This window comes from Streptococcus sp. 1643, assembly GCF_006228325.1.
In the GTDB taxonomy this organism is placed as follows: domain Bacteria; phylum Bacillota; class Bacilli; order Lactobacillales; family Streptococcaceae; genus Streptococcus.
Window position 1 is genome coordinate 554,120 of sequence record NZ_CP040231.1, and the last position, 21,578, is coordinate 575,697.

Here is a 21,578-nt window from a genome sequence, read left to right on the forward strand (position 1 = left end):
AAAACTAAAGCTGTATAATAAGACAAAACTTTTAAACAGGAGGTTCTGGAAATGAAAAAGTCTAAGGCCAAGTATCTGACACTTGCAAGTGTCGTGTTAAGCGCAGGTATCTTACTGAGCGCATGTGGAAATTCAAGTAGCGCTACTAAAACATATAACTATGTTTATTCGAGCGATCCATCTAGTTTGAACTATCTTGCAGAAAACCGTGCAACAACCAATGACATCGTGACCAATTTGGTGGATGGGTTGATGGAAAATGACCAATACGGTAACTATGTTCCATCGTTGGCAGAGGATTGGACTGTTTCTCAGGACGGTTTGACCTATACTTACAAATTGCGTAAGGATGCAAAATGGTATACTTATGAGGGTGAAGAATACGCCCCTGTAACGGCCCAAGACTTTGTGACAGGTTTGAAATATGCTGCTGATAAAAAATCCGAAGCCTTGTACCTGGTTCAAGACTCGGTAGCAGGTTTGGATGACTATATCAACGGGAAAACAACTGACTTTTCAACTGTCGGTGTTAAGGCGATTGACGACCAAACGGTTCAGTACACTTTGACACGTCCAGAATCTTATTGGAATTCTAAAACAACTTCAACCATTCTCTTCCCTGTCAATGCAGATTTCTTAAAATCAAAAGGGGATGACTTTGGTAAGGTAGACCCTTCTAGTATTTTGTACAATGGACCTTTCTTAATGAAATCTTTTGTTTCAAAATCTGTTATCGAATTCAAGAAAAATCCCAACTACTGGGATGAAAAAAATGTCTTTGTGGATGGTGTGAAATTGGCCTATTATGATGGTAGTGACCAAGATGCACTAGCACGTAACTTTGTAGAAGGAGTCTATAGCTACGCGCGTCTCTATCCAAATAGCTCAAGCTTTGAAGGCATTAAAGAGAAGAACAAGGATAACATCATCTATAGTATGCAAAATGCAACTTCTTATTACTTGAACTTCAACTTGGACAGAAAATCTTATAACTTCACTTCTAAGTCCTCAGATATCGAAAAGAAATCAACCCAAGAAGCAGTTCTGAATAAAAACTTCCGTCAAGCCTTCAACTATGCTTATAACCGTACTGCCTATGGAGCACAATCTCAAGGGGAGGACGGAGCAACGAAGATTATTCGTAATTTGGTTGTACCTCCAACATTTGTAAGTATCAACGGAAAAGACTTTGGCGATGTTGTTTCAGAAAAGATGGTCAACTATGGCCAAGAATGGCAAGGAATCAACTTTGCGGACGCGCAAGATCCATACTACAATCCTGATAAAGCTAAGGCTAAATTTGCGGAAGCTAAGAAAGAATTGGAAGCTAAGGGTGTGCAATTCCCAATCCACTTGGATGTATCAGTTGACCAATCAGCTAAAAAAGGTGTACTTGAAGCAAGTTCTTTGAAACAATCCATCGAATCTGTTCTAGGAGCTGAGAATGTGGTTATCGATATCCAACAGATATCAACAGATGAGTTTAACAACTCTAGCTACCTCGCTCAAACTGCAGCTCAAAAAGACTTTGATATCTATAATGGCGGTTGGAGTGCGGACTACTTGGATCCATCAAGCTATCTAGATATCCTAAATGTCAATAACGGCGGTATGTTGCAAAATCTTGGTCTAGAACCAGGTGAGGTCAATGACAAGGCTAAGGCAGTTGGTCTGGATACTTACACTCAAATGTTAGAAGAAGCGAACAAGGAGCAAGATCCAGCAAAACGTTATGAAAAATATGCTGAAATTCAAGCTTGGCTCGTTGATAGCGCCCTTGCAATTCCAAACGTTTCTCAGGGTGGGACACCGACCTTGAGAAAGACAGTTCCATTCTCATCACCATTCTCACAAGCTGGAAATAAGGGTGTCGAATCATACAAGTATCTCAAGTTACAAGATAAGACTGTAACGGCTGATGAGTATGAAAAAGCTAAAGAAAAATGGCTGAAAGAAAAAGAAGAATCAAATAAAAAAGCCCAAGAAGAACTGGCAAAACACGTTAAATAACCAGTCTATTCAACAGGAAAAACGATAGTTTCTCAAGGAACTATCGTTTTTATATAGTTTGAAACTATAACTAGCTCTTGAAAACAAGAAAATGAGTTAGTAAAAATAAGTGGTACAATAGTTACTATAGATTTGGAGGTATTGTATGAGCAAAGAACTACACATCAACACAATTTTGGCCCAGGCTGGGATCAAGTCAGATGAGGCTACAGGTGCCTTGGTAACACCGCTTCATTTTTCAACCACTTATCAGCATCCAGAGTTCGGTCAGTCTACGGGATTTGACTATACTCGTACCAAAAACCCAACTCGCAGTAAGGCGGAGGAGGTTTTGGCGGCAATCGAATCAGCAGATTATGCCCTAGCGACAAGCTCAGGAATGGCTGCGATTGTACTGGCTTTTAGTGTTTTTCCAGTAGGAAGTAAAGTCTTGGCTGTTCGTGATCTGTATGGGGGTTCTTTCCGTTGGTTCAACCAAGTCGAGCAGGAAGGCCGTTTCCATTTTACCTATGCCAATACAGAAGAAGAGCTGATTGCTGAGTTAGAGAAAGATGTGGATGTTCTCTATATTGAAACACCAACTAATCCCTTGATGTTGGAATTTGATATTGCCAAACTAGCCAAACTAGCTCATGCCAAGGGTGCCAAGGTAGTGGTGGACAATACCTTCTACAGTCCGATTTACCAACGTCCGATTGAAGATGGTGCGGATATCGTTCTTCATTCTGCCACCAAGTATTTAGCAGGGCACAATGATGTTTTGGCTGGGGTGGTTGTGACTAATAGTTTAGAACTATATGAGCAACTTTTCTATAATCTCAATACGACAGGTGCGGTCTTGTCACCATTTGATAGTTATCAGTTGATTCGCGGTCTTAAAACTCTACCTCTTCGTATGGAACGTTCTACAGCCAATGCCCAAGAAGTGGTTGCTTTTTTGAAGGATTCACCTGCTGTCAAGGAAGTGCTCTATACTGGACGTGGGGGTATGATTTCCTTTAAAGTAGTGGATGAAAAACGTATTCCTCATATTTTAAATAGCCTCAAGGTCTTCTCATTTGCAGAAAGTTTGGGTGGGGTAGAGAGTCTGATTACCTATCCGACAACTCAGACTCATGCGGATATTCCAGCAGAAGTGCGCCATTCCTATGGCTTAACAGATGACCTCTTGCGTTTATCCATTGGGATTGAGGATGCTAGAGATTTGATTGCGGACTTGCGCCAAGCTTTGGAAGGATAAGACAGATATGGGGAAATATGATTTTACAAGTCTGCCCAATCGTTTTGGGCACCATACCTATAAATGGAAAGAAGCAGAAGCTGACCGAGAAGTTCTACCAGCCTGGATAGCAGATATGGACTTTGTGGTTTTGCCTGAGGTTCGACAAGCTGTACAAGCCTACGCAGATCAGTTGGTCTATGGCTATACCTATGCTAGCGATGCTTTGATTGAGTCGGTTCAGGATTGGGAAGCCAGTCAACACGGCTATCGCTTTGACAAGGATGCCCTCGTCTTTATCGAGGGAGTGGTACCAGCCATCTCAACAGCCATTCAAGCCTTTACAAAAGAGGGAGAGGCTGTTCTGATTAACACACCGGTCTATCCTCCTTTTGCCCGCAGTGTCAAACTGAACAATCGCAGATTGATTACCAATTCTTTGGTGGAAAAGGATGGGCTGTTTGAGATTGACTTTGACCAGTTGGAGAAGGAATTGGTGGAAGAGGATGTGAAGCTTTATATCCTTTGCAATCCCCACAATCCTGGTGGACGTGTTTGGGAAAAGGAAGTGTTAGAAAAGATTGGTCATCTCTGCCAAAGACACGGTGTTTTGCTTGTTTCAGATGAGATTCACCAAGATTTGGCCCTCTTTGGTCACAAACACCAGTCTTTTAACACCATTGATCCTGCTTTTAAAGACTTCGCCCTTATCTTGAGCAGTGCCACTAAGACCTTTAATATTGCTGGGACCAAGAATTCCTATGCAGTTATTGAAAATCCCAAGCTTCGTGTGGCTTTCCAAAAACGCCAGTTGGCCAATAACCAGCATGAAATCTCAGGCTTGGGGTATTTGGCGACAGAAGCTGCCTACCGTTATGGTAAGGACTGGTTAGGAGAGTTAAAAGAAGTCATCGAGGACCACATTAACTATGTAGTGGATATTTTGGGCAACGAAACCAAGATTAAGGTCATGAAACCACAAGGTACCTACTTGATTTGGCTTGATTTTTCAGCCTATGACCTAACGGATGACCGCTTGCAAGAGCTTTTGAAGAATGAAGCCAAGGTTATCTTGAACCGAGGTTTGGACTTTGGAGAGGAGGGAACTCTTCATGCCCGCCTCAATGTGGCTATGCCGAAGTCAGTACTGGAAGAGGTTTGCCAACGCATCGTGACCACTTTTGCTACACTTTAAAAATCCAGCCTTCTAGGAGAAAAGTCTTCCTAGAAGGCTATTTTCGTAGGGGAAAATGTGGTATAATAAAAAGATAAGATAAAGGGGTAACTATGGCTAAATTGATTCCGGGAAAGTTGCGCATGGAGGGGGTTACACTCTATGAAACAGGCAACATTGAGATTATCAAGGAAAAAGGGAATCGCCTCTATACTCGTGTGGCGGGAGAAGACTTGCGCTACAGTTTAGAGGATGATCTGGTTTTTTGTGCTTGCGATTTTTTCCAAAAAAGAGGTTACTGTGTTCACCTCGCAGCGCTCGAGCATTATCTGAAGACTGATGAAGAAGGCCAGGTGATTTTACAAGTCTTAGAAAAAGGACATGAAGAGCAAGAAGAGGTCGAAACCAAGGTTAGTTTTGGTGGTAGTTTTTTGGAGCGGATCCAACCTCAGAAGCGAGAAAAAATCTACACTTTGTCGTCTCAAGGCCAGGTAGAAGCTGGAACCAATCGCCTCCTATGGACTCTTCGAATCGGTTTAGTTGATAGTCAAAAATATTATGTCATTCGTGACATCCCTCTCTTTTTGAAGGTCTTGGTCCATCGAAAGCCATATATGATTGGGAAACACTATGAAAATGACTTGTCTTGGGATGCTTTTGATACAGCTAGTCAGGAAGTTCTTACTTTTTTATGTGGCTTGATTGAGGAGGGACTGAGTCAAGAGCTCTTTTTCCCCAATCAAGGTCGTCACCTCTTTTTCCCTCTGACCTTTTTTGAGCAGGGAGTGGGGTTATTGATGAACTTGGAAGATTTTCATTTCGAACACCAGATTACTAGTTATGAAAATCTTCTCTTTCATGATTTAGATCCAGAAGCAAACCTTTTCTCTTTTTCCGTGCAGGAGTATCCCGATTATTTTGAGATGGAGATTTCTGAAAGTGAGCGAGTCAACGTATTCTATGGGGGAGCGGTTCTCTTTCGTAAGGGGAATCTTTATCTCTTAAATCCTAAACAAATCAGCCTCCTAAAGGAAATCAAGGAGCTTCCTCAGGAGGAAAGAGGGAGAAAATGCCTCCAGTTTGACAATAGTGATCGTGACCGCCTAGCCGCCTGTCTGCCTTTGTTTGGACAGCTGGGCACAGTTTCTGCTCCTGAACGCTTGCAAATCAGACCCTTTTCACCAATCTTTTACTTTGATAGGGAGGATGACGGCCGCATCCGCTTGAATATTCAGTTTGACTATGGAGATGTTAAGGTAACTAGTCGTCAACAGCTGGAACAATTACCATTTTCAAGCGATGCTGTCTTGGAAAACCAACTATTTCAAGTCTGTTTAGGGGCTGGTTTTGAGGCTGATTTTCAGTCTTGGAGACAGGCTTTGAAGCCAGAGGCAGTTTATTCTTTCTTTCACCATACGATTCCAGCTTTTGAGAAGTTGGGTCAGGTTTTCTTGTCTGATGAGATGAATCAGCTCTACAGCATCCAAGCTCCTCAGGTTCAGATTGAGTCCAAGGGAGGACTGTTGGAGATTCAGTTTGATTTCCAAGGGATTGCCCAAGAAGAGATTGATCAAGCTCTTAAAGCCCTGACCAGCAATCAGGATTTCTATATCAGTTCTTCTGACCAAGTGTACTTTTTTGATGAGGAAACCAAGCAGATTCGTCAAAATTTGCAGGAACTGGGGGTTGAGCTAAAAGATGGTTCTTTTCAGGCTCGGAAATCCCTAGCTTACAGTTTGTCTCAGTTGTTTGAAGGTCGAGACAGGATCTCCTTCTCGGAAGAATTTCAGCATTTAGCTCATGATTTGACCCATCCAGAGGACTTTCCTTTGGGAGATATACGGGTGCAGGCGAGTTTGAGAGACTATCAGGAAAAGGGTGTCCGTTGGCTCCAGATGCTTCATCACTATGGCTTTGGTGGCATCCTAGCCGATGATATGGGACTGGGAAAAACACTGCAAACTATTGCTTTTTTGACCAGTCAGGTGACAGAAGATAGTCGGGTCTTGATTTTGGCTCCGTCAGGTTTGATCTATAATTGGGCAGATGAATTCAGGAAATTTGCCCCACAATTGGATTTGGCTGTCGTTCATGGTTTGAAAGCGAATCGAGAAGCAATTCTTTCTGAAAATCACCAAATCTATGTGACTAGCTATGCCACCTTTCGTCAAGACAGCGAGCTTTATCAAGAGATGGCTTTTGATTTTCTCTTCTTAGATGAAGCCCAGGTCATGAAAAATGCCCAGACCAAGATTGCTCAGAGTTTGCGCCAGTTTGTGGTGCCAGCAGTTTTTGCTTTGTCAGGTACGCCTATCGAAAACCATTTAGGAGAGTTGTGGTCTATCTTTCAAATTGTCCTTCCGGGGCTCTTACCAAGTAAAAAGGAGTTTATGAAATTACCGGCTGACCGAGTCGCGCAGTTTATCAAGCCTTTCGTCATGAGGCGTAAGAAAGAAGAAGTCCTTACAGAACTACCTGACCTGATCGAAGTCGTCTATAAAAATGAACTGGAAGACCAGCAGAAGGCCATCTATCTCGCCCAGTTGCAACAGATGCGAGACCGCCTAGCGCAAGTGACAGATCAAGAATTCCAGAGAAGTCGGGTAGAAATCTTATCTGGCCTCATGCGATTGCGCCAGATTTGCGATACGCCAGCTCTCTTCATGGACGATTACCAAGGAGCCAGTGGTAAACTCGATAGTCTCCGAGATTTATTGCTACAAGTGGCAGATGGTGGCCATCGGGTCTTGATTTTCTCACAATTCAAAGGAATGTTGGAAAAAATCGAGCAAGAACTTCCAGACTTAGGCTTGACTTCTTTCAAAATCACAGGCTCAACTCCTGCTCAAGACAGACAAGAGATGACCAAGGCATTTAATCAGGGAGAAAGAGACGCCTTTCTCATCTCTCTGAAGGCGGGTGGTGTTGGTCTCAATCTAACGGGAGCTGATACGGTTATTTTGGTTGACCTTTGGTGGAATCCCGCTGTCGAAGCCCAGGCTATCGGACGAGCCCACCGCATGGGGCAGGAGCAGATGGTCGAGGTCTATCGTTTGATTACCAAAGGAACCATTGAAGAAAAAATCCAAGAACTTCAAGAACAAAAGAAACATTTGGTTTCCCAAGTTTTAGATGGTACGGAGTCGCGTGCGAGTCTCAGTCTGGCAGAAATTCGTGAAATTTTGGGAATTTCTGAAGCCAGCACTTGAAAAATCAAGACAATACGCTATAATGAAGTGTTGAAAGGAAATACAAAATGAAACAAGATCGATTTCCATTGGTGTCAGATGATGAGATCATGCTGACCAAAATGCCAGTCATGGACTTGTACGATGAGTCAGACTTTATTAGCAATATCAAAGGTGATTACCGCGATAAGAACTATTTGGAATGGTCTCCTATCAATGAGGAAGAAACCGTAGTTTCTCCAGTGGTTACTAAGGAGTCAAAGTCAAGCCCAGAACCTAAAAAAGTTGAAAAAACGTATGCTGAATTGGCTCGAGAAGAGGCGCGTGCGGACTTGAAGAAGAAACGCTCAGCCAAGTATTTGACTCAAGATGTTAGTCATACTAGACGACACAATGGTTCAACACTTGTTCGTCAAGGAAACCAACCAACAGCGCCATTTCAAAAGGAAAATCCAGGTGAGTTTGCCAAATTTAGTAAAAACTTGAGCCAGTCTCACTATATCTTAGCTGAGGAGGTTGGCCAAGTGGCGAATCCAACTCCGAAAACCCAAATGGAAAAAGCTAAAAAGAACAACTATGATTTTCTAAAGAAGAGTCAGATCTATAATAAAAAGAATAAGCAAACAGAACAGGAACGTCAGGTTGCCCAAGAGTTGAATCTGACAAGAATTACTGAGTAGGGGGAAAAGCATGTCAAAAACATATCATTTTATTGGAATCAAGGGATCAGGGATGAGTGCCCTAGCCTTGATGTTGCACCAAATGGGACACAAGGTTCAAGGTTCAGACGTTGAAAAATACTACTTTACTCAACGTGGACTAGAGCAGGCAGGGATTGCGATTCTTCCTTTTGATGAAAAGAACCTACAAGGTGATGTGGAGATTATCGCGGGGAATGCTTTCCGTCCAGATAACAACGTTGAAATCGCCTATGCAGATCAAAATGGTATCAGCTACAAACGTTACCACGAATTCTTAGGTAGCTTTATGCGCGACTTTGTCAGCATGGGAGTGGCAGGAGCACATGGAAAAACTTCAACAACAGGTATGCTGTCACACGTCTTGTCTCACATCACAGACACCAGCTTCTTGATTGGTGACGGGACAGGTCGCGGCTCAGCCAATGCCAAATATTTTGTCTTTGAGTCAGACGAATATGAGCGCCATTTCATGCCTTACCACCCAGAATACTCTATCATCACCAACATTGACTTTGACCATCCAGACTACTTCACAAGTCTAGAGGATGTTTTCAATGCCTTTAACGACTATGCTAAACAAATTACCAAGGGTCTTTTTGTCTACGGTGAAGATGCAGAATTGCGTAAAATTACGTCTGATGCACCAATCTACTATTATGGTTTTGAAGCAGAAGGCAATGACTTTGTAGCTAGCGATCTCCTTCGTTCTACGACTGGTTCAACCTTCACAGTTCACTTCCGTGGACAAGAGTTGGGACAATTCCACATCCCAACCTTTGGTCGTCACAATATTATGAATGCGACAGCAGTGATTGGATTGCTTTACACAGCAGGATTTGATTTGAACTTGGTGCGTGAACACCTGAAAACATTTGCTGGTGTTAAGCGTCGTTTCACTGAGAAAATTGTCAATGACACGGTGATTATCGATGATTTTGCCCACCATCCAACAGAAATCATTGCAACCTTGGATGCTGCTCGTCAAAAATACCCAAGCAAGGAAATCGTCGCAATCTTCCAACCGCATACTTTTACTAGAACCATTGCTTTGTTGGACGAATTTGCTCATGCTCTAAATCAAGCAGATGCTGTTTACCTAGCACAAATCTATGGATCTGCGCGTGAAGTGGACCATGGTGATGTTAAGGTAGAAGACTTAGCCAATAAAATCAACAAGAAACACCAGGTTATCACTGTTGAAAATGTTTCTCCACTCCTAGACCATGATAATGCTGTTTACGTCTTTATGGGTGCAGGAGACATCCAAACCTATGAATATTCATTTGAACGTCTTTTGTCTAACTTGACAAGCAACGTCCAATAAGGAAAACAGATGGAAATTCCAATCACAATAAGGCAAGCTACCTTATCAGATTTAGAAGAAATGTTGGCGATTGAAGAAGCCAATCCTTCGTTAGAAGAGGCATTTAGCCGCCAATCCTTAGAAGAGAGTATCCGCAAGACTGCGGGTACCTTTCTTGTAGCTGGGGATGAAAATCAGCTTTTGGGCTATGTTTTAGGAGAAGCTCAGTATCTTCATCCCAAATGGATAGAAATAAAATCCATGACCATTCATCCTGACCATTGGGGACAGGGGCTGGGAACTCTTCTTCTTGTGGCCTTGAAACAGGTGACAGTCGAACTAGATTATCAAGGTATTCTTTTGCAGAGTCCTGATGAGCTGCTATCATATTTTGAAATGAATGGCTTTGTTGAAGAAGAAGTGATAGAGAGTCATTATGGCAGTGGTTCTGAGTGGTATCTGATTTGGGCTAATCCTTTTTATCAGGAGGAAATATGAAAATCAGACAAGCAAGATTTTCAGATTTAGATCGGATTATAGAGATAGAGTTAGAGAATTTCTCCCTTGAGGAAGCCATTCCTCGTTCCGTCTTTGAGGCCCATTTGCGGGAAATTCAGACCAGTTTTCTGGTAGCTGAAAAAGAGGGGCGTATTCTTGGTTATATCGAAGGTCCAGTCGTTCCGCACCGCCATCTACATGATCAGTCCTTTACAGAAAAAATAAAAGACTATAGTCATCAACCTGGAGGTTATATTTCTGTGACTTGCCTATCTATTGCCAAGGAAGCACAAGCTTTGGGAGTGGGGAAAAGACTATTAAAGGCTCTGAAAGAAGTCGCTTTAGAACATGAACGAGAGGGTATTAATCTGACATGTCATGACTACCTTATCGCCTATTATGAAAAACATGGCTTTGTTAATGAAGGAATATCTCAGTCAAGCTTTGCTGGGGAAACATGGTATGATATGGTCTGGCAGCCTGAAAATAAAGAAAACTAGCTAGGGAATGCCCTAGTTGGTTGCTTTTCTGCGACTTTTAAGATATAATATTATGGATTGTCAACAAGGAGGTAATGCTTTTGACTGAAAAATCAAGAGAAGAAGAAAAATTAAGCTTTAAAGAGCAGATTCTACGTGATTTAGAAAGAGTAAAAGAACAAGATAGAAGAGAGAAAGAAGTAGAGATTCCAAATCTGACGGCTTCATCATCTCCAGCTAGTTCAGCAACTCCTTCAGATCTTGAACCAGAAACATCAACAGAAGAGTTGATGGCTGATTCCCTGTCTGTTGTCGATAAAATCCTAAAGAATGCACCAAGTGTTCCTCCACTTTCAAGTGCTAGTACTGATGAAACGGATGGACAAGAAGAGAAAGAGATTAGACAGCCAATCATTGATAAGATTGAAGTTGTAGAATCTGAAGAACCTCTAGTAGAGCCGATTCATCTGGCTGAAGAACCTGTAGTGGAATCCGTTCAACCTAAGGTAGAACCAGTTGAGCTTAAACCCGAAGAAAAAGAATTTAACGACACTCCGACTAAGGTTGCCGTAACCTATAAAACAGAAGACAAGAAAGAGGAAATTACCCCAGGAATGCCTGAAAGAGTTGAGCCTGTTTCTACAGAATCTAGCAGTGGATTAGCTGATGCTCCACGTCGTAGTCGTCGTCAAGGTGCAACATCAACTAAGAAAAAATCAAAAGCCAAAGGTTGCCTAGTAACAGTTCTAGTTCTCCTAGTACTCGTTGCAGTTGGTGGTTATTTTGGTTATGGTTATGTGCAAGATTCCTTGAAACCTGTGGATGCGAGCTCTAAGGACTACGTAACGGTTCAAATCCCAGACGGTGCAAATGTTCAAGAAATTGGAAGCACCTTGGAAAAATCTGGTCTGGTTAAACATGGACTGATCTTTAGCCTTTATGCTAAATACTATAGCCATGCCAACTTGAAGTCAGGTTATTACAACTTGAAGAAGAGTATGAGTACGGATGAGTTGATTCAAGAATTGGAAAAAGGTGGGACTCCTGAAGCTCAGGCACCTGTGCTTGCAAACTTGACAATTCCAGAAGGCTATACATTAGAGCAAATCGCTCAAACAGTAGGACAACTTCAAGGTGAATTTAAAGAACCTCTTACTGCGGATGCTTTCTTGGCAAAAGCTCAAGATGAGACCTTTATCTTACAATTAGTAGCCAAGTATCCAAACCTACTTGGAAGTCTTCCAACAAAAGACAGTGGCGTTCGTTATCGTCTTGAAGGCTACCTTTTCCCAGCGACCTATACGATCAAAGATAGCACAACTGTTGAAAGTTTGATTGATGAGATGGTGGCTGCTATGGATAAGGCTATGTCACCATATTACGCTACGATCAAAGAAAAGAATCTAACAGTTAATGAATTGCTCAGCATTGCTTCTCTTGTCGAAAAAGAAGGTGCTAAGACCGAAGACCGCAAGAAAATCGCAGGTGTCTTCTATAACCGCTTGAATGTCGGTATGCCACTTCAAAGTAATATCGCTATCCTATATGCTCAAGGAAAACTTGGTCAAAAGATTAGTTTAGCAGATGACGCTGGAATTGATACAACGATTGATTCACCATACAATGTTTACACACACCTTGGCCTCATGCCTGGACCGGTTGATAGCCCAAGTTCGGATGCGATTGAAGCAAGTGTAAACCAGACAAAGAGTGAGTACTTGTACTTTGTAGCCAATGTTGAAGACGGTAAAGTATACTTTGCGACAACAAAAGAAGAACATGATCAAAACGTTGCAGAGCATATCAATAGCAAGTTACCTCAAGCAAGTAGTTCAAACTAAAATTATGTGGTTTTCCACATAATTTTGTTTTAAAAAAGTAAATAGAAAAGAAAGTTAAAAAAATGGCAGAAAAAACTTACCCAATGACCCTTGAAGAAAAGGAAAAACTAGAAAAAGAATTAGAGGAGTTGAAACTCGTCCGTCGTCCTGAAGTCGTAGAGCGTATCAAGATTGCTCGTTCCTATGGAGACCTTTCAGAAAATAGTGAGTATGAAGCAGCAAAAGATGAACAAGCTTTTGTTGAAGGTCAAATTTCAAGTCTAGAAACAAAAATTCGTTATGCTGAAATTGTTAATAGCGATGCAGTTGCCCAAGATGAGGTAGCAATCGGTAAAACAGTAACAATCCAAGAAGTCGGTGAAGACGAAGAAGAGGTCTACATCATTGTCGGTTCTGCAGGTGCAGATGCTTTTGCTGGTAAAGTATCAAATGAAAGTCCGATTGGCCGTGCTCTAATTGGCAAGAAGACTGGTGATACTGCAACGATTGAAACACCAGTTGGTAGCTATGATGTCAAAATCTTAAAGGTTGAGAAAACAGCCTAAATAGGATGGAAAAGGAGTAGTGAAGGTTTTGCCTTGCTCAACTCCTTTTTGGTTTTTTGGATAAAAAGGAGACTATATGAGTGAAAATAAGAAGAAAAATAAAATGGAGCGTGGTTTAACCAATCGCCATGTTCAGGTGATGGCCATTGCGGGAACAATCGGAACAGGACTTTTCCTAGGTGCTGGTCGCTCTATCAGCCTTACAGGACCTTCTATCATTCTGATTTATATGATCACAGGAGCCTTTATGTTTTTGATGATGAGGGCTGTTGGGGAGATGCTGTATCAGGATCCAGAACAACATACCTTTATCAACTTTATCACCCGTCATTTGGGGAAAGGCTGGGGATATTTCTCAGTTTGGTCTTATTGGTTGTCTGTTGTCTTTATCGGTATGGCAGAAATCACTGCCATCTCAGACTATGTCCGCTTCTGGTTCCCTACCTGGCCTAGCTGGCTGATTCAGCTTGTCTTTTTAACGATTTTGGCTTTGGTCAATCTGATTGCAGTTAAGCTTTTTGGAGAAGTCGAGTTTTGGTTTGCTATGGTCAAGATTGTGGCGATTTTAGCCATGATTGCCACTGGGATTTTTATGGTTTTGACAGGCTTTAAGACACCGCATGGTGTTGCAAGTTTGGCAAATATCAGCGACCAGTTCTCTCTTTTTCCAAACGGAGTTATGAACTTTGTCATGGCCTTTCAAATGGTATTTTTTGCCTATCTGATGATTGAGTTTATCGGGGTGACAACTTCTGAAACAAAGAACCCTCGTCAGGTCTTGCCCAAAGCTGTTAAGGAAATTCCTCTCAGAATTATCTTCTTCTACGGGGGAGCTCTCATTGCGATTATGGCCATTATTCCTTGGTCTTATCTTAATTCTTCAGATTCTCCATTTGTAACGGTCTTTGAACTGGCGGGGATCAAGTGGGCAGCGGCTCTAATCAACTTTGTTGTCTTGACCTCAGCAGCGTCTGCGCTTAACTCAACTCTCTACTCAACAGGGAGACACTTATATCAGATTGCCCATGATTCGCCAAATCGTTTCTTAAAGGCCATTAAGGTCGATACCCTTTCTCGCCACAATGTTCCACAAAATGCCATCATTGCCTCAGCAATCTTGATTGCTCTGGCTGCCTTTATCAACGTGCTACCAGGTGTTTCAGATGCCTTTGCTTTGATTACGGCATCTTCATCAGGTGTTTACATCGCGATTTATATCTTGATTATGGTAGCTCATCTCAAATACCGCAAGTCACAAGACTTCATGGCGGATGGCTACCTTATGCCTCAGTATCGCTTACTTAATCCCCTAACCATTCTCTTTTTTGTCTTTGTTTTTGTGACTCTCTTTTTGCAAGAGTCCACTTTCATGGGGGCAGTTGGTTCTGCTATCTGGATTCTTGTTTTTGGGATTTATAGTCAGTGGAAATTTAGAAAATAAATCATGAACTCATCAACTCTGTTTGGTGAGTTTTTCTAGTTTGACAGTCCATCGAAATAAGACTATAATCAAGCTGTAGTAGTTTATTAGGAGGTTTGGATGCACGTTAGATTGGAAAATAAGGAATCGCTTAAAGCGCAAGAAATAGGGAATTTGATTCGTGCTTATAATCGTTCTAAAAGAGAAGAGGCTGAAAGTAAGCCACTGAACCTTTATGTTGAAGACGAAAAGGGCAATCTCATGGCGGGCTTAGTAGCTGAGACTTTCGGAAATTGGTTGGAAATCGAATATTTATTTGTGAAAGAGGAATTGAGGGGACAAGGAATCGGTTCAAAACTATTGCAGCGAGCAGAAAATGAAGCCAAGAAACGAAACTGTCGTTTTGCTTTTGTAAATACTTACCAGTTTCAAGCACCAGATTTTTATAAAAGGCATGGCTACAAGGAAGTCTTTACCTTGCAAAACTATCCCTATACAGGACAAAGATACTATTACCAAAAAGATTTGTGACCTAGACTTCTTTCTTTTGGAGAGGAACTTAGCTAAGTATCAAAAAAGAACGAATACTCTTTATCATGTAATATGGTAGAGAGTTTTTTGTTAATAAAATCTTACAAAATGACATTTATATATTGCATTAAGTTAGATATATGGTATAATATATTTAAAAAGAAGCGCAACTTTTTAAAAATGTGAAGGAGGACGCTAGTGGCTAAAAATTTAAAATTAAAATTAGCTCGTGTGGAGCGTGATTTAACACAAGGGGATTTGGCAGAAGCTGTAGGTGTTACTAGGCAGACTATAGGCTTGATTGAAGCTGGGAAATACAATCCTAGTCTCTCCCTTTGCCAGTCCATTTGCAGATGCTTAGGCAAAACTTTAGATCAATTATTTTGGGAGGAAGAAGATGAAAAATAGTTTTTTTTATTATCAATTATTAGACGAAAGAGAAGAACAACTGATTAACAAAGCTGGGACAGAGTCTTTTTATATGTTTATCGGGCTCATTCTGTTAAGTTATTTGGTGGCTGTATTAGCACCTGCTCTTTTTAATCCTAATATTCTTCTGGTTACTCTTCTTTTAGGAATTTTCTTCTTTTTCAACCGTGCACGACAACTTGGAGTGACCTACTATAGTCGTTTTCATTTTACGATTGTAGGGTGTTTGCTGGTGACTCTCGCTATTACGACTCTCTTGATGTTGGAGAACTATCAATTCAATATCGAAATTTATAAGCACAATCCTCTGAACCTTAAATATTTGTCTGCTTGGGTTATTACTTATCTGATTTACCTTCCTTGGGTTTTTATCGGCAATCTAGGCCTTAAAAGTTATGGCGAATGGGCTAAAAAAAAGTTTGAGCAAGATATGGATGAACTTGAGAATGGAGAATAGCTTGTTAGCTTTTTATCAATCTTGGTAAAATGTGTTATAATAGTACTAATTTATCGGACGGTGTGAAAGTGGTAGAATACGTTCATACCTTTGTAAAGTAGGAAGAAGGAAAACAGATGTATCCAGATGATAGTTTGACATTGCACACGGACTTGTACCAGATTAACATGATGCAAGTTTACTTTGACCAAGGAATTCACAATAAAAAGGCGGTCTTTGAAGTTTATTTCCGCCAGCAACCTTTTCAGAACGGCTATGCAGTTTTCGCTGGCTTGGAAAGAATTGTACATTATCTTAAAGACTTGCGCTTTTCAGATAGCGATATTGACTACTTGGAGACGCTTGGGTATCATGGAGAATTCTTGGATTACCTACGAGATCTCAAGTTAGAACTAACGGTTCGTTCTGCTCAGGAAGGGGACTTGGTTTTTGCTAATGAGCCGATTGTGCAGGTTGAAGGACCTCTAGCCCAATGTCAATTGGTCGAAACGGCTCTTTTAAACATCGTTAACTTTCAAACCTTGATAGCGACAAAGGCAGCACGTATTCGTTCAGTCATTGAAGATGAGCCTTTGATGGAATTCGGAACACGTCGTGCGCAAGAAATGGATGCAGCTATCTGGGGAACACGCGCAGCCGTGATTGGAGGAGCCAACGGGACTAGCAATGTGCGAGCAGGGAAGCTCTTTGGCATTCCTGTCTTGGGTACTCATGCCCATGCCTTGGTACAGGTTTATGGAAACGACTATGAGGCCTTCAAGGCTTATGCGTCAACCCATCGTGACTGTGTCTTTCTAGTAGATACATATGATACGCTTCGCATCGGTGTGCCAGCTGCCATTCAGGTTGCTCGTGAACTGGGAGACAAGATTAATTTTAAAGGCGTTCGTATCGACTCAGGGGATATAGCCTATATTTCCAAGAAAGTTCGCCAACAGTTAGATGAGGCTGGATATCCAGATGCCAAAATTTACGCTTCCAATGACCTCGATGAAAATACCATCCTTAACCTCAAAATGCAACACGCCAAGATTGATGTCTGGGGGGTGGGTACCAAGCTGATTACAGCCTATGATCAGCCAGCTCTTGGGGCAGTTTATAAGATTGTGGCTATTGAAGATGAAACTGGTAAGATGCGCAATACCATCAAGCTTTCAAGTAATGCTGAAAAAGTATCGACCCCAGGTAAGAAGCAAGTATGGCGCATTACCAGTCGTGAAAAAGGCAAGTCAGAAGGTGACTACATCACCTATGACGGTGTGGATGTTGCCAGCATGACAGAAATCAAAATGTTCCATCCGACCTATACTTACATCAAAAAGACCGTTCGTAATTTTGACGCCGTTCCTCTCTTGGTGGATATCTTTAAAGAAGGAACATTAGTTTACGACTTGCCTAGTTTGACTGACATTCAGGATTATGCCCGTAAGGAATTTGACAAGCTATGGGATGAATACAAACGCGTGCTCAATCCGCAGCACTATCCAGTGGACTTGGCGCGTGATATTTGGCAAGATAAGATGGATTTGATTGATAAGATGCGCAAGGAAGCCCTTGGTGAAGGAGAAGAAGAATGAGTTTGCAAGAGACCATTATCCAGCAACTAGGTGTCAAGCCAGTGATTGACGCTCAGGAAGAAATCCGTCGTTCGATTGACTTCTTAAAAAGATACTTGAAAAAACATCCCTTCCTTAAAACCTTTGTACTAGGAATTTCTGGAGGACAAGACTCAACCTTGGCAGGGCGCTTGGCACAATTAGCGATGGAAGAAATGCGAGCTGAGACAGGAGATGACAGCTACCAATTTATCGCTGTCCGCCTGCCCTATGGCGTGCAAGCTGATGAAGCAGATGCTCAAAATGCTCTTGCTTTCATCCAGCCAGATGTCAGCTTGGTTGTGAATATCAAGGAATCAGCTGATGCCATGGCAGCTGCAGTTGAAGCGACAGGAAGTCCTGTTTCAGACTTTAACAAGGGCAATATTAAGGCTCGTAGTCGTATGATTGCCCAATATGCTCTTGCGGGTTCCCATAGCGGAGCCGTCATTGGAACAGACCATGCTGCGGAAAATATCACAGGCTTTTTTACCAAGTTTGGTGATGGTGGTGCAGACATTCTCCCTCTTTACCGCCTCAATAAACGCCAAGGAAAACAACTCTTGAAGGAACTTGGTGCAGACCCAGCTCTTTATGAAAAAATCCCAACAGCAGATTTGGAGGAAGAAAAACCAGGTATTGCAGACGAAGTAGCCTTGGGAGTCACTTACAATGAAATTGATGACTACCTCGAAGGCAAAATAATCAGCCCAGAAGCCCAAGCGACTATCGAAAACTGGTGGTACAAAGGTCAACACAAACGCCACCTACCAATCACCGTATTTGATGACTTTTGGGAGTGAGACAGAAATCGGTAACTCGAAGAGTTCGATTTCGTTGTCTCACCCCCGCAACGATGACTAGGTTTGAAAAAGCTTGGTAAAGCGCATTTCAAACCAGACAGCGACTGCGTCAAGTAACTAGATGAAAAACTTGTTTTCTAGCTGTTACTGAGTATAGTCTTTTTACCCTGAGCCTAGAAATGAGAATGCGAGGAAGGCTCGGGGGACCTTTTTAGCTTGAGCATTAAGCTTAGAAAGCGAGGTAACATTATGAAAGCAATCGGTACGCAAATGTTAGAGACGAAACGTTTAATCTTGAGAAGATTTGTGGAGAGTGATGCGGAAGCCATGTTTCAAAATTGGGCTTCGTCTGCTGAGAATCTGACCTATGTCACCTGGGATCCTCATCCTGATGTTGAAGCGACTCGGAACTCGATTCGAAATTGGGTTGCATCCTATACTAATCCCAACTATTACAAATGGGCCATTTGTCTCAAAGAGAACCCAGAGCATGTGATAGGAGATATCAGCATCATTGAAATGCACGAGGAAGATTTAAGTTGTGAAATTGGGTATGTTTTAGGAAAAAACTTTTGGGGCCGAGGTATGATGACAGAGGCCTTGAAAGCTGTGTTAGACTTTTGTTTTACTCAAGCAGGCTTTCAAAAGGTCAGAGCTCGTTACGCCAGTCTCAATCCAGCTTCAGGCCGTGTGATGGAGAAGGCTGGAATGTCCTATCTAAAAACTATTGCCAATGGTGTGGAGAGAAAAGACTACGTTGCGGACCTTATTTATTACCAGATATGCAGGAAAGATAGGTGATTTTCTTTTCTGTTTCTATCAAAGTCAGACCTTGTCTGGCTTTTTTTGTGCAAAATTTCTAAATAAACTGATTAAATTCCTATTTTTTCCTATCATTGTCCCTGTTTTTTCTGGAGTTTTAGAGCTATAATAGTCCTATCAAATCAAAGAATGGAGGAAGGCAATGGACAATGGAATCTTTTTTATCAGTGTTTTTCTTGCTGGAATTCTTTCCTTCTTTTCTCCTTGTATTTTACCTTTGTTGCCGGTCTATGCAGGGGTCTTGTTGGATGACAAAGATGGTGCTCAGGCTTCTAGTGGAAAATTTTCAATCTCAGTTGTTAGTTTATTGCGAACTATGGTCTTTATAGCGGGGATTTCCTTTGTTTTTATCTTACTGGGCTATGGAGCTGGTTTTTTAGGCAATTTGCTGTATGCTTCTTGGTTTCAGTATGTGACGGGTGCGATTATCATTCTCTTGGGCTTGCACCAGATGGATGTTTTACATTTGCAGGGGCTCTACAAGGAAAGAAGGCTACAATTAAAGAGACAAGGGCAAAAGGGTAACGGCTATAGTCAGGCATTTTTACTGGGGTTAACCTTTAGTTTTGCTTGGACGCCATGTGTGGGGCCGGTTCTGGGGTCTGTTTTGGCCTTGGCGGCTTCAGGTGGTTCAGGAGCTTGGCAGGGTGCTGGTCTCATGTTGATTTACACGCTGGGTTTGGCGCTACCATTTTTGGTTCTAGCTCTTGCTTCCAGCTATGTTTTGAAACATTTCCGAAAACTCCATCCTTATCTCGGAACCTTCAAAAAAGTGGGTGGTTTTCTCATTATCGTGATGGGAATCTTGGTGCTTTTGGGAAATGCTTCCATTTTGACTACATTATTTGAATAGAGAGGAAAAAGAAATGAAAAAATGGCAAACATGTCTCCTTGGAGTAGGCTCAATTTGTTGCTTGGCAGCCTGTTCGGCTAAAAACATGTCAGACGAGTCTACTATGAGGGAGCAATCCAAAACAGAACAAGTTAGTTCGAAAACTGCGACTAAAGGTCAGGAAGTCGCTGATTTTGAACTGACAGGTGTAGATGGCGAGACCTATCGTTTGTCTGATTACAAGGGCAAGAAAGTCTATCTCAAATTTTGGGCTTCTTGGTGTTCCATCTGTCTAGCCAGCCTTCCAGATACGGATGAAATTGCTAAAGAAGCTGGTGATGACTATGTGGTCTTGACAGTGGTGTCTCCTGGACACAAGGGGGAACAAGCAGAAGCGGACTTTAAGAATTGGTACAAGGGCTTGGATTATAAAAATTTTCCAGTTTTAATTGATCCATCAGGTAAACTCTTGGAAAGTTATGGTGTCCGTTCTTATCCGACTCAAGCCTTTATAGACAAGGAAGGCAAGCTGGTCAAAACGCAACCAGGTTTTATGGATAAGGATATGATTTTAAAAGAATTGAAAGAAATGGGGTAGAGAAAGGCTATGAATGATAAAGTAAAACTTTTTGTCTTGGCAGGGGTCATTCTCCTAGCCATAACCGGTTTCTATTTTCTATTGATGCGAAATGCAGGGCAGACAGATAGCTCGCAAATTGAGAAAGCATCAGTTAGCCAAGGAGGAAAAACAGTGAAAAAAACAGAAGTGAGTAAAGACGCAGACTTGCACGAAATTTATCTAGCTGGGGGTTGTTTCTGGGGAGTAGAGGAATACTTCTCACGCGTTCCCGGAGTGACAGATGCAGTTTCAGGCTATGCAAATGGTAGAGGGGAAACAACCAAGTACGAATTGATTAACCAAACAGGACATGCAGAGACTGTCCATGTCACCTATGATGCCAAGCAAATTTCCCTCAAGGAAATTCTGCTTCATTACTTCCGCATTATTAATCCAACCAGCAAAAATAAACAAGGAAATGATGTGGGGACTCAGTATCGTACTGGTGTCTATTACACAGATGACAATGATTTGGAGGTAATCAACCAAGTCTTTGATGAGGTGGCTAAGAAATACGATCAACCTCTAGCAGTTGAAAAGGAGACCTTGAAGAATTTTGTGGTGGCTGAGGACTATCACCAAGACTACCTCAAGAAAAATCCAAATGGCTACTGTCATATCAATGTCAATCAGGCTGCCTACCCCGTCATCGATGCCAGCAAATATCCAAAACCAAGTGATGAGGAATTGAAAAAGACCTTGTCACCTGAGGAGTATGCAGTTACCCAGAAAAATCAAACAGAACGAGCTTTTTCAAACCGCTACTGGGATAAATTTGAATCTGGTATCTATGTGGATGTGGCAACTGGCGAACCCCTCTTTTCATCAAAGGACAAGTTTGAGTCTGGTTGCGGATGGCCTAGTTTCACCCAACCAATCAGCCCGGATGTTGCCACCTACAAGGAAGATAAGTCTTACAATATGACGCGTATGGAAGTGCGGAGCCGAGTTGGAGATTCTCACCTTGGCCATGTCTTTACGGATGGACCAGAAGACAAGGGGGGCTTGCGCTACTGTATCAATAGTCTTTCCATTCGCTTTATTCCTAAAGCCCAAATGGAAGAAAAAGGCTATGCCTATTTACTAGATTATGTTGATTAAGAAGTCTTTCC

The 21,578-nt window shown here is 41.9% G+C and carries 20 protein-coding genes; all 20 read left to right on the top strand.

From position 1 onward, the window contains the following. The first annotated feature begins 51 nt into the window (after nt 1–51). The 20 genes from FD735_RS03075 (at nt 52) to msrB (ending at nt 21,567) form a co-directional block, all read left to right on the top strand. Complete coding sequence (locus tag FD735_RS03075) at nt 52–2,010, top strand: peptide ABC transporter substrate-binding protein (protein ID WP_044020476.1); 1,959 nt, start codon at nt 52–54, stop codon at nt 2,008–2,010. A 145-nt stretch (nt 2,011–2,155) separates the two neighbouring features. Beyond that, entirely contained in the window at nt 2,156–3,250 is a 1,095-nt protein-coding gene (locus FD735_RS03080; RefSeq protein ID WP_000031946.1) for a cystathionine gamma-synthase, read from the top strand. A gap of 7 nt (nt 3,251–3,257) precedes the next feature. After that, nucleotides 3,258–4,424 (top strand): MalY/PatB family protein, encoded by a 1,167-nt coding sequence (locus FD735_RS03085; protein ID WP_000521334.1) that lies wholly within the window; start codon nt 3,258–3,260, stop codon nt 4,422–4,424. 92 nt (nt 4,425–4,516) lie between these two features. Then, complete coding sequence (locus FD735_RS03090; protein ID WP_139658443.1) at nt 4,517–7,612, top strand: DEAD/DEAH box helicase; 3,096 nt, start codon at nt 4,517–4,519, stop codon at nt 7,610–7,612. A 47-nt stretch (nt 7,613–7,659) separates the two neighbouring features. After that, on the top strand, nt 7,660–8,271 hold the full coding sequence (locus FD735_RS03095) for a cystathionine gamma-synthase (RefSeq protein ID WP_125389092.1): 612 nt from the start codon (nt 7,660–7,662) through the stop codon (nt 8,269–8,271). Between the two features lie 10 nt (nt 8,272–8,281). Beyond that, nucleotides 8,282–9,616: a UDP-N-acetylmuramate--L-alanine ligase gene (murC, locus tag FD735_RS03100; RefSeq protein ID WP_125389093.1), complete on the top strand. Its 1,335-nt coding sequence runs from the start codon at nt 8,282–8,284 to the stop codon at nt 9,614–9,616. A gap of 9 nt (nt 9,617–9,625) precedes the next feature. Continuing rightward, entirely contained in the window at nt 9,626–10,093 is a 468-nt protein-coding gene (locus tag FD735_RS03105) for a GNAT family N-acetyltransferase (protein ID WP_139658444.1), read from the top strand. Then, complete coding sequence (locus FD735_RS03110; protein WP_061427752.1) at nt 10,090–10,593, top strand: GNAT family N-acetyltransferase; 504 nt, start codon at nt 10,090–10,092, stop codon at nt 10,591–10,593. Before FD735_RS03105 ends, FD735_RS03110 begins: the two co-directional genes overlap by 4 nt. A 74-nt stretch (nt 10,594–10,667) precedes the next feature. Continuing rightward, the gene (gene mltG / locus FD735_RS03115) at nt 10,668–12,413 is read left to right on the top strand and encodes an endolytic transglycosylase MltG (protein ID WP_083303886.1); all 1,746 of its coding nucleotides are present in this window, start codon (nt 10,668–10,670) and stop codon (nt 12,411–12,413) included. Nucleotides 12,414–12,475: 62 nt separating this feature from the next. Then, the gene (gene greA / locus FD735_RS03120) at nt 12,476–12,958 is read left to right on the top strand and encodes a transcription elongation factor GreA (protein WP_000818765.1); all 483 of its coding nucleotides are present in this window, start codon (nt 12,476–12,478) and stop codon (nt 12,956–12,958) included. Nucleotides 12,959–13,034: 76 nt separating this feature from the next. Continuing rightward, complete coding sequence (locus tag FD735_RS03125; protein WP_070568580.1) at nt 13,035–14,399, top strand: amino acid permease; 1,365 nt, start codon at nt 13,035–13,037, stop codon at nt 14,397–14,399. 99 nt (nt 14,400–14,498) lie between these two features. Continuing rightward, nucleotides 14,499–14,909, top strand: a complete 411-nt coding sequence (locus FD735_RS03130) for a GNAT family N-acetyltransferase (protein WP_000558481.1) — start codon at nt 14,499–14,501, stop codon at nt 14,907–14,909. A gap of 198 nt (nt 14,910–15,107) precedes the next feature. Continuing rightward, nucleotides 15,108–15,317 (top strand): helix-turn-helix transcriptional regulator, encoded by a 210-nt coding sequence (locus FD735_RS03135; protein WP_001107502.1) that lies wholly within the window; start codon nt 15,108–15,110, stop codon nt 15,315–15,317. After that, a complete protein-coding gene (locus tag FD735_RS03140) occupies nt 15,307–15,795 on the top strand; it encodes a DUF6773 family protein (protein ID WP_070568582.1) in 489 nt (162 codons plus the stop codon). Before FD735_RS03135 ends, FD735_RS03140 begins: the two co-directional genes overlap by 11 nt. Before the next feature lie 116 nt (nt 15,796–15,911). Further along, nucleotides 15,912–17,372: a nicotinate phosphoribosyltransferase gene (locus tag FD735_RS03145; RefSeq protein ID WP_070568585.1), complete on the top strand. Its 1,461-nt coding sequence runs from the start codon at nt 15,912–15,914 to the stop codon at nt 17,370–17,372. Next, nucleotides 17,369–18,193, top strand: coding sequence for an ammonia-dependent NAD(+) synthetase (gene nadE / locus FD735_RS03150; protein WP_139658445.1), 825 nt, complete (start codon nt 17,369–17,371; stop codon nt 18,191–18,193). The genes FD735_RS03145 and nadE overlap by 4 nt, the downstream gene beginning before the upstream one ends. Before the next feature lie 249 nt (nt 18,194–18,442). Next, a complete protein-coding gene (locus FD735_RS03155) occupies nt 18,443–18,994 on the top strand; it encodes a GNAT family N-acetyltransferase (RefSeq protein WP_139658446.1) in 552 nt (183 codons plus the stop codon). A gap of 163 nt (nt 18,995–19,157) precedes the next feature. After that, complete coding sequence (gene ccdA2 / locus FD735_RS03160; RefSeq protein ID WP_139658447.1) at nt 19,158–19,868, top strand: thiol-disulfide oxidoreductase-associated membrane protein CcdA2; 711 nt, start codon at nt 19,158–19,160, stop codon at nt 19,866–19,868. 13 nt (nt 19,869–19,881) lie between these two features. Continuing rightward, on the top strand, nt 19,882–20,445 hold the full coding sequence (locus tag FD735_RS03165) for a redoxin family protein (protein WP_139658448.1): 564 nt from the start codon (nt 19,882–19,884) through the stop codon (nt 20,443–20,445). 9 nt (nt 20,446–20,454) lie between these two features. Continuing rightward, on the top strand, nt 20,455–21,567 hold the full coding sequence (gene msrB / locus FD735_RS03170; RefSeq protein ID WP_139658449.1) for a peptide-methionine (R)-S-oxide reductase MsrB: 1,113 nt from the start codon (nt 20,455–20,457) through the stop codon (nt 21,565–21,567). The last annotated feature ends 11 nt before the right edge of the window (nt 21,568–21,578 follow it).

What these genes read in the sequence shown, in the direction of transcription:
- FD735_RS03075 (WP_044020476.1), top strand. Translation starts at nt 52, where the DNA reads ATGAAAAAGTCTAAGGCCAAGTATCTGACACTTGCAAGTGTCGTGTTA.
- FD735_RS03080 (WP_000031946.1), top strand. Translation starts at nt 2,156, where the DNA reads ATGAGCAAAGAACTACACATCAACACAATTTTGGCCCAGGCTGGGATC.
- FD735_RS03085 (WP_000521334.1), top strand. Translation starts at nt 3,258, where the DNA reads ATGGGGAAATATGATTTTACAAGTCTGCCCAATCGTTTTGGGCACCAT.
- FD735_RS03090 (WP_139658443.1), top strand. Translation starts at nt 4,517, where the DNA reads ATGGCTAAATTGATTCCGGGAAAGTTGCGCATGGAGGGGGTTACACTC.
- FD735_RS03095 (WP_125389092.1), top strand. Translation starts at nt 7,660, where the DNA reads ATGAAACAAGATCGATTTCCATTGGTGTCAGATGATGAGATCATGCTG.
- murC (WP_125389093.1), top strand. Translation starts at nt 8,282, where the DNA reads ATGTCAAAAACATATCATTTTATTGGAATCAAGGGATCAGGGATGAGT.
- FD735_RS03105 (WP_139658444.1), top strand. Translation starts at nt 9,626, where the DNA reads ATGGAAATTCCAATCACAATAAGGCAAGCTACCTTATCAGATTTAGAA.
- FD735_RS03110 (WP_061427752.1), top strand. Translation starts at nt 10,090, where the DNA reads ATGAAAATCAGACAAGCAAGATTTTCAGATTTAGATCGGATTATAGAG.
- mltG (WP_083303886.1), top strand. Translation starts at nt 10,668, where the DNA reads ATGCTTTTGACTGAAAAATCAAGAGAAGAAGAAAAATTAAGCTTTAAA.
- greA (WP_000818765.1), top strand. Translation starts at nt 12,476, where the DNA reads ATGGCAGAAAAAACTTACCCAATGACCCTTGAAGAAAAGGAAAAACTA.
- FD735_RS03125 (WP_070568580.1), top strand. Translation starts at nt 13,035, where the DNA reads ATGAGTGAAAATAAGAAGAAAAATAAAATGGAGCGTGGTTTAACCAAT.
- FD735_RS03130 (WP_000558481.1), top strand. Translation starts at nt 14,499, where the DNA reads ATGCACGTTAGATTGGAAAATAAGGAATCGCTTAAAGCGCAAGAAATA.
- FD735_RS03140 (WP_070568582.1), top strand. Translation starts at nt 15,307, where the DNA reads ATGAAAAATAGTTTTTTTTATTATCAATTATTAGACGAAAGAGAAGAA.
- FD735_RS03145 (WP_070568585.1), top strand. Translation starts at nt 15,912, where the DNA reads ATGTATCCAGATGATAGTTTGACATTGCACACGGACTTGTACCAGATT.
- nadE (WP_139658445.1), top strand. Translation starts at nt 17,369, where the DNA reads ATGAGTTTGCAAGAGACCATTATCCAGCAACTAGGTGTCAAGCCAGTG.
- FD735_RS03155 (WP_139658446.1), top strand. Translation starts at nt 18,443, where the DNA reads ATGAAAGCAATCGGTACGCAAATGTTAGAGACGAAACGTTTAATCTTG.
- ccdA2 (WP_139658447.1), top strand. Translation starts at nt 19,158, where the DNA reads ATGGACAATGGAATCTTTTTTATCAGTGTTTTTCTTGCTGGAATTCTT.
- FD735_RS03165 (WP_139658448.1), top strand. Translation starts at nt 19,882, where the DNA reads ATGAAAAAATGGCAAACATGTCTCCTTGGAGTAGGCTCAATTTGTTGC.
- msrB (WP_139658449.1), top strand. Translation starts at nt 20,455, where the DNA reads ATGAATGATAAAGTAAAACTTTTTGTCTTGGCAGGGGTCATTCTCCTA.